We start from the raw sequence: 15,446 nt of genomic DNA on the forward strand, positions 1-15,446 counted from the left end.
AGTTCAAAGCAACTCGAATCAAAAAGAACAAACAGCCGGAGAGGACCTCTTGGTTCTCTCCTTTTTCAAAGGAGAAATGATACCGCTTACTCATGTATGCGGATGAAAGGAATAGGAGAAAGATGGATAGACATTTTTTTGAGAAACGCTGTCACTATAGTATAAGAAAATTTGCAATCGGTGCAGCCTCCGTTATGATTGGTGCTAGTATCTTTGGCGCCAATATGGTTCAGGCGGCAGAAACAGCAACACCTTCAGAGGCAGAGGGAAGTATCACTCATGTTCAAGCTCTGGATAAGTTACCAGATGATTTAGTCGCTGCGCTTGAAAAGGCGGATGCAGAAGCTGCAACAGAAGCAAGTCATGAAGAAACTCCAGCGACAGATGAGGGAACCAATCTTGCAGCAAGTGAAGAGGCAAAACCAGAGACAAGTCCTGCAAGTCCCAAGCCAGCAGAAACGCTGAAACCGGTTGAAACACCAAAGGCAGACAATAAACCAGCTGAAACCACTACACCAGCAGTAAAACCAGCTGAAAAGACAATCGAAGATAGAGAAGATGTCAACCATCTCGAGGGTGCTACTGCTCAGGCGAGCAACCATGAGACTGGTACCAACTTTACTGCAGATAAGGCTATCGATGGAGATGACAATACCCGTTGGGCTACAGATAGAGATGCAGTAAAACCAACTTTTGAATTAACTCTTCCAAAAACTACCCTCATCAAGCATGTAGAAATTGACTGGGATCGTCGTCTTCGTAATGGGCAAAATGACCCTAATATCAAATCTTGGAGTCTCTATTACGCAGGCCAAGAAGACGTGGGCGCTAACGGAGAAAAACAATGGAAACTCGCTCATACCAAGACTGGAGAACCTGTTTTAGATGAGAAAGTTGACCTAGCTGAAAGTATCAAAGCTAAGTATCTTAAGTTAGAAATTAACGACTACCAAGCTGGTACAATGAACTGGAGAAACGTTGGTATCCAAGAAATTCGAGCTTATTCGAATATTCCTGATACAAGTAAGGTAACGGATATCCGCCAAGTAACCGAACTAACAGTAGCAGAAGATGGACAGTCTCTTGTCTTACCAACTTTACCAGGGAAAGTTAGCCTTATCGGAAGCAACAAGCAAGGTGTGATTGACCTTCAAAATCACATCCATAAACCTCTAACAGATCAACGCGTCAAGGTCATGGTCCAACAAATCAGAGACAGTCATACTTTCACTAAGGAATTTGAAGTAGTCATCAAGGGTCTACATCAGAACGAGGGTGTAGGTGTCAAACCAAAAGTAGCACCAGCTGTTCAACAATGGTATGGGAAAGAAGGCCAATCTTCTATCACTTCAGATACAGTCCTTGCGACAGGTGATTCTGGCTTTGATCAGGCAGCAACCTTCTACCAGTCAGACCTTGCTAGCCGTGGATTGGAACTGGCAACAGGTGACAAGCAAGCTCAAAAACGAATCGAATTTAAAAAGGTTGAAAACAAAGGTTATGGCAAGGAAGGCTATGGCATCACTATCCAAGATGATGTGATTACCATCGAAGCTGCCACAAACACAGGAGCCTTCTACGCCACTCGGACTCTTCTTCAAATGGGAGAAAGTAACCTCCAAAATGGCGAAATTCGCGATTTCCCAAGTTTCAGCCACCGTGGCTTTATGCTAGATACAGGTCGTAAATTTATCCCTTATGACACTCTTGTAGACATCATGCTCAACATGGCTTACTACAAGATGAACGACTTGCAGTTGCACCTCAACGATAACTATATCTTCCTAAAGGAACACTTGGCAGGTAAGAATTTAAGTCCAGAAGAACAACTCAAGTATGTACTTGAACACGCTAAGACTGGTTTCCGTGTGGAGACAGACATTGTCGGTAAGAATGATCAAAAATTGACTTCAGATGAGCATTATACCAAGGAAGAAATGCAAAATCTGATTAAACTTGCCAAGGCCTTGCATATCAATCTAGTGCCAGAAATTGACACACCAGGTCATGCACTATCATTTGTCAAAGTCCGCCCAGACCTCATGTATCAAGGTAGTTTGAGTGATTATGCTGGCAAACACAATGTTGAACGTGTTGCAATGCTCGACCTAGATAATAAATACGATGAAACGCTAGCTTTTGTCAAATCAGTTTATGACAAACTCCTCGATGGTCCAGATGCACCGCTTCATGGCGTATCTACTGTTCATATCGGAACGGATGAATACTATGGTAGCCGCGAAAGCTATCGCCGCTATGTCAATGATTTGACCCAATATATCAAGTCTAAAGGCTATACCCCTCGTATCTGGGGTTCGCTCAGTGCGAAACGAGGGAACACCCCTGTTGATTGGAACGGAGTAGAAGTTGATATCTGGAGTATCGGATGGCAACGACCAAATGAAGCCATTGCTCAGGGAGCTAAGATTATCAATATCACGGATGTACCGACCTATAGTGTGCCAAGTGGAAGCAATAGTCAAGCAGCCTACGGGGACTATGCTAACTACGAACGTCAGTACAATAGCTGGACACCGAATGATTTTAGAACAGGTGGAGGTCCACTTCTACCAGCTTCTCATCCAAGTATCCTTGGTGGTGGGCACGCAGTTTGGAATGACAATATCGACCTTCATGAGACAGGTTTGACCTCTTATGACATCTTTAAACGTTTCTTCAAGAGCATGCAAACCACTGCAGAACGCACCTGGGGGTCTGACCGTGCAGCTGCGACCTTTGCAGAACGCACCCTACCAACCAGTCCTTATGCGCCGCAGTCAAATCCTGATAAAGAGATTGATCAAAGCGACCTGTTTACCATCAATTCTGAAACAGTCAAGAACTATGCAAGCAAGAAAGTGAAGGCAAGCGAACAGGGATTGGCTTTTGAGAAAGATAGCAGTATCGAAGGCTTGGCTGGTGATGTTGGTCCAAGTCACGTCTTGAAGTTTGATGTAACTGTCACTGGAGACGGAGAACAAACCTTCTCAGCAAGTGGGGATAACCGTATCTATCTAGCTGATAAAGACGGCTATCTTGCTTACCAGTTTGAACAGTTCCATATCCAATTCAATAAAAAACTTGAAAAGAACAAACGTTATCAAATCTCTATCGTGACCAAACCACAATCTACAGAAGTCTATGTGGATGGTGAAAAGATTGAGCGTATAGCAAATCCAGCCCACCCTCGCTTTGCCCACAATAGCTTGGTTCTACCGCTTGAAAGCATCGGTGGTTTCAAAGGAATCTTGCATAGCGCAGAGTTGTCAGACAAACCATTTGTAAATCCTCGTTTGATTTCAAATGATAAGATTACAGCAACCGCAAGCAGTCAGCAGCTTCCAGGAAATGCGACTGAAGGCGCTGTTGAAAAGGCCTTTGACAATGATCCAAATACCTTCTGGCATACTAAGTGGACTGGTGACACTGCGCCATACACCCTTACTATGACCTTGAAAGAAGCAGAAAAAGTCAATGGCTTGACGTATCTCCCACGACCAGGTGGTGGAAATGGTGTCGTGACGCGCTACGAAATCTACGCACAAAAAGATGGCCAAATGGTCAAGGTTTCAGAAGGAAACTGGGACAACAACGCCCAAGAAAAAACAGTCAAATTTGCGGCGGTAGATACCAACAAGATTGAGTTGAAAGTATTGGAAGGCGTTGGTGGTTTTGCAAGTGCAGCTGAAGTTCATCTATTGAAACCTGTTAAAGAAGAGCAAGAAACGCCTGCACCAAGTCAACCAGAAAAACCAACTACACCAGAAAAACCAAAAGTAGAGCAAACAGGTGATGGAACAGTTGAATTGGCAGATCAATTTACTGCAAGTAAACCAGCTAGCGAAGACAGCATTGCAGCTGCCAGCAAGAGCGCAGACTATCTCAAGAAAGAGTACAAGGTCTTCCCAACGCCACAAAAAGTGACTTATGGAGAAGGAGTCACAGCCCTTCGTAAGCAAGTCAATCTGGTTATGGGCGATCAACTCGATATCTATACTCGCAATCGCTTGAAGAGTGTCTTGCAGGACAATCAAGTATCTTATACAACTGGTAAGGCAGCAATCGCTGGCGCAACCAACATCTATCTTGGAATGCATGGACAAGGTTCACAAGCAGAACAAAACTTGTCCAAGGTTTCAGCAGGTCTCTTTGACAAGATTGACGCCTATGTCTTGAGCATCAAGGATAACTCGATTTCCATCGTCGGAAAAGACACAGATGCAGTCTTCTATGGTTTGACAACCTTGAAACACATGCTCAAGGAAAGCCAAGTGCCAGTCCTTCGCAATGTGACAGTAGAAGATTACGCAGAGCTCAAGAACCGTGGTTTCATCGAAGGATACTATGGAAACCCATGGTCGAATGCCGATCGTGCAGAACTCATGCGTTTTGGTGGCGATTTGAAATTGAACCAATACTTCTTTGCACCAAAAGACGATCCATACCACAACAAGAAATGGCGTGAACTCTATCCAGAAGAAAAACTAGCTGAAATCCGTGAACTAGCTCGCGTCGGAAATCAAAGTAAAACACGCTATGTCTGGACTATCCATCCATTCATGAACAACCGCATCCGCTTTGGCAATGAAGCGCATTACCAAGAAGATTTGGCAACCATCAAGGCTAAATTTACCCAGTTGATGAAAGTGGGTGTCCGCGAATTTGGTATCCTTGCAGATGATGCTCCAAGCCCAGTCGGAGGCTACAATAGCTATAACCGCTTGATGCAAGATATGACCAAGTGGTTGACTGAGATGCAGGGAACTTACAGTGGTCTTCGTAAAGAAATGATCTTTGTTCCTGGACAGTATTGGGGTAATGGACGTGAGGATGAGTTGAAATCCCTCAATGAAAATCTCCCAAGTTCAACATCCATGACCTTGACGGGTGGTAAGATTTGGGGCGAAGTCTCTGAAAGCTTCCTTTCAACTCTCAAGAACAATCTATCCGCAGGTGGCAAGACCTATCGCCCCGTTTCACTTTGGATTAACTGGCCTGTAACAGATAACTCTAAACAACACTTGATTCTAGGTGGTGGTGAGAAATTCCTTCATCCAAATGTGGATCCAAGCTTGCTGTCTGGTATCATGTTGAACCCAATGCAACAGTCTGAACCATCTAAGATTGCCCTCTTTTCAGGAGCTCAATACTCATGGAAACAGTGGAAATCAGAAGAAGAAGCTAAGAAAATCAATGATATTGCCTTCAACTTTGTAGAAAATGGTCATTTTGAAGATAGCAAGGTATCAGCAGCCTTCCGTGAACTTGGTAAGCACATGATCAACCAAAACATGGATAATCGTGTCGTCAAACTAGAAGAATCGGTAGACTTGGCTCCAAAATTAACAGACTTTATGACCAAGCTTAAAGCAGGTCAGGATGTGACTGCTGAACGTACAGCCTTGCGTGCAGAATTTGCCAAGATTAAAGAAGCAGCCGAACTCTATAAAGCATCAGGCGATAAAAAAATGGTTGCCCAAATCCACTATTGGTTGGATAATGCAATCGACCAAATGAATGCTCTTGATGCCTTCCTTACAGGAACTGAAGCCATGGCTACAAACGATGCAGCCAAACTTTGGGATAGCTACTATAAAGGTTTGAAATTGTACGAACAGTCTCAAACTCACACCTTCCATTATGTAGACCATATGGAAAAAGCTGAATTGGGTGTTCAACATATTCGTCCATTTATCCTATCCCTGAAAGAAGTTCTAGCGTCTGAAGTTCAAAAAGTCTTGCATCCAGACCAAATCATCAGCACCTTTATCACCAATCGAACAGGGGTAGAAGGTGGTTTGGCAGAAGTAACGGATGGCGATTTGGCAACTCATGCGATTATTAAATCACCAAATAGCATCAAGACAGGTGATTATATTGGTATGAAGTTCAACAAACCAGTAGCGATTCAAACCTTGACCTTTGCAATGGGAACGCAGGCAAATCCACGTGATACCTTTAGTAAGGCAGAAGTGCAGTATCAAGATGAAAATGACAACTGGGTAACCTTGAAAGAGCCAAGCTATGTCGGAAATGAATCCCTTCTTAAGTTTGAAAATCTCAATATCAAGGCCAAGGCAGTTCGCATGATTGCGACAGCAGACCGTGAGAATACTTGGTTTGCAGTTCAGGAAATTGCAGTCAACCGTCCAGTTGAAAAAGCTCGTAGCCAACAAGCAACGACAGTTAGTCTAAGCTCAAACTTAGTTTACAAACTAAATACCTCAGCTCGTCAAATCACTGATGGCAAGGACAATACAGAAGCCATGATGGCAAATGCTGACGGTAGCAATACGACACCAGTAGATGCTTGGGCACAACTTGACCTCGGTGAAGTCAAGTCAGTCACTAAAGTACGACTTCGCCAAGGAACGGGTGATAAGCTTGCTGCAGGTGTACTTGAGTACTCTACAGATGGAACTGCATGGCAAGAGTTGGATCGCCTATCAGGAGAACAAACCAAGGAAGTGACCAGAGCAATCAATACTCGCTACATCCGAGTACGCAATACCAAGGCCCTTGACCTCTGGTGGCGTATCCAGGACTTCTCTGTTGAGACACGCTCTGGAAACAGTGAGTTAACAGACACCAACGTCGACGCCTTGAAGGAAACACCAGTAGTGGATAGCTTGGGCAGTTACGAGCTTCAAATTCCAGCTGGAACCAAACTTCCTGCTCATAGCTATCTAGGTATGAAACTTGACCGTATCCATCAGGTCAAGAGCATCCAGCTCCAAGGTCAAGCCAACCCAGCTCTTAGCCTGGAGTATTCTGCAAATGCGCAAGAATGGATGCCAGCTAGCCAGTTGACTGATAGATCTGCAGCAAGCCACTTAATACGTTATGTGCGTTTGGTCAACAAAACAGATCAGGAGCAAGCTATTACAGCGACTTCTCTCCTTGTGACAACCAAAGAAGTGCAACCAACCAAACTAGAATCTACAACAATGGGCATTCATCCAACATACGGAAGCAATGATGTTCGTAAGCTGAACAACCTAGATCAACTATTTGACGGTGTTTATAACAACTTCGTTGAGTTTTCAGACTACGCCCATAAAGATGGCCATGTAACCTTGAAACTCGGTAGCGAACGTACCATCAAGAAGATCAGAGCCTACATCCAAGACGGAACTCAAAACTATCTTCGTGATGGTAAGATCCAAGTCAGCCAAGACGGTAAAACTTGGACAGATGTCGTGACAGTAGGAGATGGTGTGGCCAATAGCACACACGATGATTCATTGACAGATGGTTGGACACATGATTCTAAGATGCCAGGAAATCGCTACATCGAGGGTGAATTGACGACACCAGTTAAAGCTAACTATCTCCGTGTCCTCTATACAGCAGACTATGATGCCCGTTTTGTAGGCTTTACAGAATTGGTCATCAACGATGGTGAATTTGTCAAACCAATCAATGATCCAACAGTAGAAGGAAGTAGTGGAGAAAGCCAGGGCAACCTTTATAATAATCTTGTAGACGGAAAAGTCTTAACCAGCTACAAGTCTGAAAAAGACAAGGGCGAATTGGTGTATCACTTGTCTGAGCCAACCAATGCCAACCACCTTCGTCTCGTTTCCAGTCTTCCTGAAGGAGCTAAGGCACGTGTTCTTGCTAGAACACTCAAGGATGGTCAAGACAGTTGGACAGACCTCGGTGCCATTACATCTAGTCTCCAAACTTTTGCTATCCGAAATGGCGGCTCTCTTCTAGACGTCAAATTAGTCTGGGAAGGCGGCAAGGCTGAGTTTTATGAATTGGCAAGCTTCCATCAAGAATTGACAGAAGAACCGATCCAATCAAGCAAGGGTGAAGAACCAGCACCTGTTCTTGAGGTTCCTGAATTCACAGGTGGTGTCAATGCAGTTGAAGCCTTGGTACATGAGCTTCCAGAGTACACAGGCCCAGTAGCGACAGTAGGTGACCAAGCTGCTCCAACAGTAGAGAAACCTGAGTTCAAGGGTGGTGTCAATGCAGTGATGGCTCTAGTGCATGAATTGCCAGAATACACAGGCCCGCTAGCAACAGTAGGTGATCAAGCTGCTCCAACAGTAGAGAAACCTGAGTTTCAGGGCGGAGTCAACTCCGTTATGGCCTTGAAACATGAGCTCCCAGCTTACACAGGTCCCTTATCAACAGTAGGCGACCAGGCAGCACCGACAGTAGAGAAACCAGAGTTTAAACTTAGCACTCTAGTTTCTGATCAAGGTAAGACTCCAGATCATAAACAAGAAATTGCTAGACAAGAAATAGCTGAACAAAGCTTGCCAGCAACAGGTGAGAGTCAATCTGACACAGCCCTCTTCCTAGCAGGTGTTAGCCTAGCCCTATCTGCTCTCTTTGTAGCAAAAACAAAGAAAGACTAGTATTTAGTAAAACCTCTTAACAAGATTACGAAATCCGTTTCCTATCTTTCCCAATGAGGTTTATAGTACAGAAAAAGCCTGAGAAGATGTCTTCTCAGGCTTTTGTTAAGCAGATAGATGCAATAGTGCTATGAAAAAATCACCCAGATTTTTCTGGGTGATAAATGTTATGGTTGTGCTGGTTGAGGATTCTGATTTTGGTTCTGGTTTTGTTGACCAGGCGTTGTATTTGGTTGCTGGTTATTGGTATTATTGTTTGCACTATTATTCGTGCTTGGAGTAGTTGAGCTTGACTGTGAAGTTGAACTTTCTGATGTCGAGCTCGAACTTTCAGGTGTTGGGGCCTGTTGCGGAGCAGGGGCAGTCCATGCAGAACGAGCACTGTTTTTAAAGACGAACTCACCACTTCGATAGAGGCCTTCTGGCATAGTCCAGTCGCCAGGGTTGTTATCCTCAGACAGATAAGTCATCATTGAACGGTAAACCTTAGCAGCAACATAGAAGCCATCACCAACGATAGGAGTCAGGCGGTTTGAGTAACCTGTCCATACAGCCATTGAATATTTGCGAGTATAACCAACAAACATTTCGTCTGGGGCTACATAACCAGTATTTTTGATGTAGTTTTCAATTTCATCATCTGTATAGTTTGATGTACCAGTCTTACCAGCTTGAGGTAGCCAAGGGAGATAAGCACCACGACCCGTTCCGTATGCCAAGACAGTCTTCATCATTTCTGTCATCATATAGGCGGTCGTCTCTTTCATGGCACGAGTACCAGGATCAGCGTATTCTTTTGAGCTACCATCGCTAAAGACGATTTTGTTGATATACATTGGTTTATGGTAGATACCACCGTTAGCAAAAGCAGCGTAAGCAGCAGCCATTTTCTCACTACTTGCTCCGTACTTTTTGTTTGACTCAGTCGTATTACTTGAAATCGCGTTGGCATAGTGCATATCTGGATAGTCAATACCGATTCCATTCAGGAAGGTCTTGGCTCTATCCAAACCGACTTTGTTCAAGGTTTCTACGGCTGTAACGTTCCGTGATTGTTGGAGCGCATATTGGATGGTGATATTTCCAAAATAACTTCTATCCCAGTTGTAAACAGGGGTATCTGTTCCAGGATAGTTGTATGGAACATCATGTACAATCGAAGCAGTTGAGTCGTAGATGTCATACTCCAAGGCAGGAGCATAGTCTGTGATTGGCTTCATGGTAGAACCCCAGTCACGGTTGGTTTCCACAGCTTGGTTGATTCCGAAGGAAACATTGCTTGATTGGTGACGAGAACCTAACTGAGCAATGACTTTCCCATTTGTCACATCCACAATCGTTGAAGCTACTTGCATTTCATCATCTGGATAGTTGACATACTCGTCGGTATTGTAGATATCCCAGAGATGTTGTTGAACTTTAGGATCAACGTTGGTGTAGACGTCCATACCAGTCGTTAAGAGGTTGTAGCCTGTTTCTTGTTCGACTTGATCGATTACCTCTTTGAGATAGTTGTCCATGTATGGAGGATAACTATTAGCTGATTTTAGACTTTGAAGTCCATCTGTAATCGGAGTATTAATCGCTTTTTCATATTGCTCAGCTGAAATGTAACCTTGCCCCTTCATCTCAGAGAGGACGAGATTACGACGTTCTTGAGCAGCTTCTGGATGCGAGTATGGATCATACTGGTTTGGAGCCTGAGGCATACCAGCAAGGAGAGCCAATTGAGGAATACTTAGATCTTTGAGATCCTTGCCATAGTAACTTTGGGCAGCTGTCTGCATTCCGTAGTTCCCGTTTGACATGTAAACCTTGTTGATGTAGTAGGTCAAGATCTCTTGTTTAGTCGCTTTTTGTTCTAGCTGAACGGCTAACCAAGCTTCCTGGGCCTTACGAGAAAGAGTTTGATCAGAAGTTGACGTAGAGAAATAGGTTAACTTGATCAACTGCTGTGTCAAGGTGGAAGCTCCTTGCAGACCTCCACCACCACGAAGGTTTCGGAGGGTAGCACCTAGGATACGGATCGTGTCGATTCCTCGGTGATTAAAGAAGCGATGGTCCTCAATCGAAACAATAGCGTTGACCAAATCGGTCGGTATTTCGTTTGCTTGGGCATTGACTCGACGTTCCGATCCAAGATCAGCAATAAGCTCGTCATTGCTATCATAGATCTTACTTGACGTTGTAGCAACTAGTTTACTTTCAGAAAGTTCTGGAGCCTTGCTAACATAGTAGAGGAAGAGACCTCCACCAAGCATTACAGCTGCGATAAATACAGTTAAGAGACTGATGCTGACATACTTAGCTATTCGCAGAAAAGTTTGTTTGTTCATCTTGTTTTACCACCTAGTAAATGTTCTTTGATAATGTCGAGGTAGGGAATTTGAGGAAAGGCACCAGGCTCAATCCTATATCCATTTTCTCGAATATATCCAAGTGGCATTGACTTCTGTCCCTTATCTTGATGATAGAAACGGATGAGGTCAATAGCCGGTAATAAGTAGGTTTCTTGCTGAGAAGAAAAGTGAAGGAGTACAAAGCAGATTCCTTGCTGGGCAAGGACTTGTTCCATATGCTGGATCTGATGGGGATGAAAATTCTTCATCGGTATCGCATGTTTTTGCCTGGTTTCCTTTGCTTCAAAGTCGATGTAGTATCCATCATAAACCCCTGAATAGTCAGTAGTTGAGGCTTGTCTAAAGTAGGCTTCAACAATCTTGGCACGACTTCGTTGGGGATAATCAACACGTACAATTTGGATGGGAGTCGGTTTCTTGTGAATAACAGCTAACCCATGCGACAAATAGTAGTCGTTCGTAGCATTGATCATCTTTTCAAAAGACATTCCCCGATTTGCGAAATTTTTAGTTTGTGACAGGGGTGCTTGCCTCTTTTGAGATGAAATTTTATGTGGATAGTTGACCATAATTCTCCTTATTGGTACAATAACATCACTCTATTATATCATAAATTTACAAAGAAAGGGTTAAAAATGACATCAGCCTTGATTTTAGGCTATTCAGCCTTCGACCTTGGTCTCTTTAATGACAAGGATATTCGAGTTGATATTATCAAAACAGCTATTCGGAGAGACTTGGAACGTCTAGCAGAGGATGGGGTGACCTGGCTTGTCTTTACAGGGACCTTGGGCTTTGAGTACTGGGCGCTTCAGGTGGCGAAAGACATGAAAGCAGACTATGGATTTCAACTGGCGACCATTTTTGATTTTGAAACCCATGGCAGTAATTGGAATGAAGCAAATCAAGCGAAATTGAGTGAGTTCAAGCAGGTTGATTTTGTCAAATACGCCTATCCACAATATGAGCACAAGGGACAATTACGCGATTATCAAAAATTTCTGCTGGAAAATACAGATACTTGTTATCTTTTTTACGACGAAGAAAACGAAACCAAGTTACGATATTTTTACCAAATGATGAAAAATCAAGCGGACTATGTTACAAGAAGATTAACATTTGAGGACTTGAATGAAATAGTAGAAAATTTTTCTGAAAAGTAAGCCTTTGACCTTGATTTTTACTTGTCTTTTTTTATATAATAATACTAGCAACCCAGAATGGAGAGAGACATGGCAAGTATTATATTTTCAGCGAAAGATATTTTTGAACAAGAATTTGGACGTGAAGTACGTGGATATAGCAAAGCAGAGGTCGATGAATTCCTAGACGATGTGATTAAGGATTATGAAACCTACGCAGCTTTGGTCAAATCCCTTCGTCAAGAGATTGCTGATTTGAAGGAAGAATTATCTCATAAACCACAGGTAGCGCCAACTCAACCAGACTCTATTGAAGTAACGGCTTCTACTTCAATGACAAATTTTGATATTTTGAAACGCTTAAATCGTCTCGAAAAAGAAGTATTTGGTAAGCAAATCTTAGACAACCAAGATTTATAATTGACTAAGGAATGAGTGCAATTTTTGGATAATCGCGTGAAGAGGATCTCTTTTCATGAGGAAAGTCCATGCTAGCACAGGCTGTGATGCCTGTAGTGTTTGTGCTAGGCGAATCCATAAGCCTAGGGACGAGAAATCGTTACGGCAGTCGAAATGGCTAAGTCTTCGGATAGGTCAAAATAGGCTTGAAAGTGCCACAGTGACGGAGTCTTTCTGGAAACAGAGAGAGTGGAACGCGGTAAACCCCTCAAGCTAGCAACCCAAATTTTGGTCGGGGCATGGAGTGCACGGAAACGAACGTAGTACTCTGACTGCTAGCAGATTTATGCTGTTAGCGGTAGACAGATGATTATCGAAGGAAGTGGTCCTAGTCACTTCTGGAACAAAACATGGCTTATAGAAAATTGCATATAGGTTGGGGCTGAGAAATCTTTCTCAACCTCATTTTTTAAAGTGAACAAGAGAAAGGTCTTGCAAGACTAGAAATGAAAGAACAATTTAATTTAATCGCAACTGCTGCGGCGGGTCTCGAGGCTGTCGTTGGACGTGAGGTGCGAGACCTTGGTTATGATTGCCAGGTTGAAAATGGGCGTGTCCGCTTCCAAGGAGATGTGAAGGCAATCATTGAGACCAATCTTTGGCTTCGTGCAGCGGATCGCATCAAGATTGTAGTCGGAAGCTTTCCAGCTAAGACTTTTGAAGAGCTTTTTCAAGGCGTTTTTGCTCTAGATTGGGAAAACTATCTCCCGCTAGGAGCACGTTTCCCGATATCAAAGGCAAAATGTGTTAAGTCTAAACTCCACAACGAGCCCAGTGTTCAGGCTATCTCTAAGAAGGCTGTTGTGAAGAAATTACAAAAACACTATGCCCGTCCAGAAGGAGTTCCCTTGATGGAAACTGGTCCCGAGTTTAAGATTGAGGTATCTATCCTGAAAGATGTGGCAACTGTCATGATTGACACGACAGGTTCTAGCCTTTTTAAACGTGGTTATCGTACGGAAAAGGGTGGAGCGCCGATCAAGGAAAATATGGCAGCGGCCATTTTACAACTATCTAACTGGTATCCAGACAAGCCCTTGATTGATCCGACCTGTGGGTCAGGAACATTCTGTATCGAGGCGGCTATGATTGCTAGAAAGATGGCGCCAGGACTTCGACGTTCCTTTGCTTTTGAGGAATGGAACTGGGTCAGCGATCGGTTAATCCAGGAAGTTCGCACAGAGGCGGCTAAGAAAATTGATCGTGAACTTGAGCTGGACATTATGGGCTGTGATATAGATGCTCGCATGGTGGAAATTGCCAAGGCAAATGCTCAAGCAGCAGGCGTCGCAGGTGATATCACCTTTAAGCAAATGCGGGTACAGGACTTGCGCACAGACAAGATTAATGGCGTTATCATTTCCAATCCACCATATGGGGAACGCTTGTCTGATGATGCAGGAGTTACCAAGCTCTATGCTGAGATGGGACAAGTCTTTGCACCACTGAAAACGTGGAGTAAGTTTATCCTGACGAGTGACGAAGCTTTTGAAAGCAAGTACGGAAGTCCAGCTGATAAAAAGCGAAAACTCTATAACGGGACCTTAAAAGTGGATTTGTATCAATACTTTGGTCAGCGTGTCAAACGCCAAGAGGTAAAATAGAAAGGTGAACTCATGAGTAAGAAAAGACGTGATCGTCATAAAAAAGGACATCAAGAACCACAATTCGACTTTGACGAAGCAAAAGACTTGACTGTTGGTCAAGTCATTCGTAAGAATGAAGAGGTTGAAGCAGGAGTATTGCCTGAGGACAGTATCTTAGACAAATACATCAAACAGCACCGTGAAGAAATCGAAGCCGACAAGTTTGAAACTCGTCAGTTTAAAAAAGAAGAGCTAGCTTCTACTCAAAACCTAGAGGAAATGATCCAAGAAGTTCGTGAATCAAGTGAACCTTCTGATCAGGTAGACGATTCAGACATGGTTGCTGAGGAATCTATTGAAGAGATAGAAAATGAAGAGACTACTCAGTTTGTCCCACCACTTCAAGATGAAGAAAGTGCTGAAATAGAGCCTCTCGTTTTAACAGAAACAGAGCCCAAGGAAATAAATGAGGAACAAGAAGAGGCGACCTATACACCTCTATCACGTTCGGCTCAAACAGAACCTGAAACAGGCTCTAAGAAGAAAGGTGTCATCATCATTGCTTCTGTAGTAGCTGCAATCCTTGTGCTTGCTGGAACATATTATGTCTACCGTCAAGTATCTCGTTCAAACCAAGAAATCCAGTCTTCTCAAGCAGCCTCTTCGGATGATCAAGGGACACAAACAGCTTTGAAAGACTTCAATGATCTCTATGATACTTTCTATACGGATGCCAATAAGACAGCTCTGAAAAACAGCCAGTTTGATAAATTGAGCCAACTGAAAACCTTGCTAGATAAGTTAGAAGGTAGCCGTGAATATACACTAGCTAAGTCAAGATATGATAGCCTAGCAACTCAAATCAAGGCCATTCAAGATGTTAATGCCCTCTTTGAAAGTCCAGCAATCACTGACGGTGTCTTGGATACCAATGCGAAAGCCAAAGCAGATGCTAAGTTTACAGAAATCAAGACAGGTAACACAGAACTAGACAAACTCTTGGATAAGGCCATTAGTCTTGGTAAGAGTCAACAAACCAGTGCTTCCAGCTCAAGTTCGAGCTCTAGCACGAGTCAAGCAAGCTCAAGTTCAGCTACAGAAAGCAATGCAAGTAGTACGACACCTTCAACAAGCAACACGGCACCAGCTAGAGACACGAATGGTGGTTTGTCTGGCGATGGGGTTAATCTTCAAAGAAGTGCTAGTCGTGTACCGTACAACCAATCAGCTGTAGACGATAGCAACAACCCTGCTTGGACGTTTGCGGATGGTGTATTGGAACAAGTCCTAGCAACATCACGTGCTCGTGGCTATATCACTGGAAATCAATATATCCTAGAACGTGTCAATATCGTAAACGGAAATGGTTATTATAACCTCTATAAACCAGATGGAACCTATCTCTTCACCCTTAACTGTAAGACTGGTTACTTTGTAGGGAATGGTTCTGGTCATGCAGATGACTTGGACTACTAAGCGACCGTTACAAAATTCTTTCCTTTCATAGGTAAAAATGATAAAATAAAA

General features: G+C 43.4%; 7 protein-coding genes and 1 other RNA gene. 6 read left to right on the forward strand and 2 right to left on the reverse strand.

From position 1 onward, the window contains the following. The first annotated feature begins 122 nt into the window (after nucleotides 1–122). Nucleotides 123–8,372, forward strand: a complete 8,250-nt coding sequence (locus P8P68_RS08790) for an SIALI-17 repeat-containing surface protein (RefSeq protein ID WP_278275885.1) — start codon at nucleotides 123–125, stop codon at nucleotides 8,370–8,372. A gap of 167 nt (nucleotides 8,373–8,539) precedes the next feature. Here P8P68_RS08790 and pbp1a read toward each other — a convergent pair whose 3' ends face one another. Continuing rightward, a complete protein-coding gene (gene pbp1a / locus P8P68_RS08795) occupies nucleotides 8,540–10,708 on the reverse strand; it encodes a penicillin-binding protein PBP1A (RefSeq protein ID WP_001041841.1) in 2,169 nt (722 codons plus the stop codon). Beyond that, complete coding sequence (gene recU / locus P8P68_RS08800) at nucleotides 10,705–11,301, reverse strand: Holliday junction resolvase RecU (RefSeq protein WP_000248759.1); 597 nt, start codon at nucleotides 11,299–11,301, stop codon at nucleotides 10,705–10,707. The genes pbp1a and recU overlap by 4 nt, the downstream gene beginning before the upstream one ends. Before the next feature lie 66 nt (nucleotides 11,302–11,367). Here recU and P8P68_RS08805 point away from each other — a divergent pair, with 66 nt between their 5' ends. The 5 genes from P8P68_RS08805 (at nucleotide 11,368) to P8P68_RS08825 (ending at nucleotide 15,395) form a co-directional block, all read left to right on the forward strand. Next, entirely contained in the window at nucleotides 11,368–11,895 is a 528-nt protein-coding gene (locus P8P68_RS08805) for a DUF1273 domain-containing protein (protein ID WP_000199581.1), read from the forward strand. Between the two features lie 69 nt (nucleotides 11,896–11,964). Further along, nucleotides 11,965–12,294 (forward strand): cell division regulator GpsB, encoded by a 330-nt coding sequence (gene gpsB / locus P8P68_RS08810; protein ID WP_000146523.1) that lies wholly within the window; start codon nucleotides 11,965–11,967, stop codon nucleotides 12,292–12,294. A 20-nt stretch (nucleotides 12,295–12,314) separates the two neighbouring features. Further along, an RNA gene (gene rnpB, locus P8P68_RS08815) (RNase P RNA component class B) lies at nucleotides 12,315–12,696 on the forward strand. Between the two features lie 83 nt (nucleotides 12,697–12,779). Continuing rightward, entirely contained in the window at nucleotides 12,780–13,937 is a 1,158-nt protein-coding gene (locus P8P68_RS08820) for a class I SAM-dependent RNA methyltransferase (RefSeq protein ID WP_000662905.1), read from the forward strand. Between the two features lie 12 nt (nucleotides 13,938–13,949). Next, nucleotides 13,950–15,395 (forward strand): cell division site-positioning protein MapZ family protein, encoded by a 1,446-nt coding sequence (locus P8P68_RS08825; protein WP_000039240.1) that lies wholly within the window; start codon nucleotides 13,950–13,952, stop codon nucleotides 15,393–15,395. Nucleotides 15,396–15,446 lie beyond the last annotated feature (51 nt).

It is taken from the genome of Streptococcus sp. D7B5 (assembly GCF_029691405.1).
GTDB lineage: Bacteria > Bacillota > Bacilli > Lactobacillales > Streptococcaceae > Streptococcus.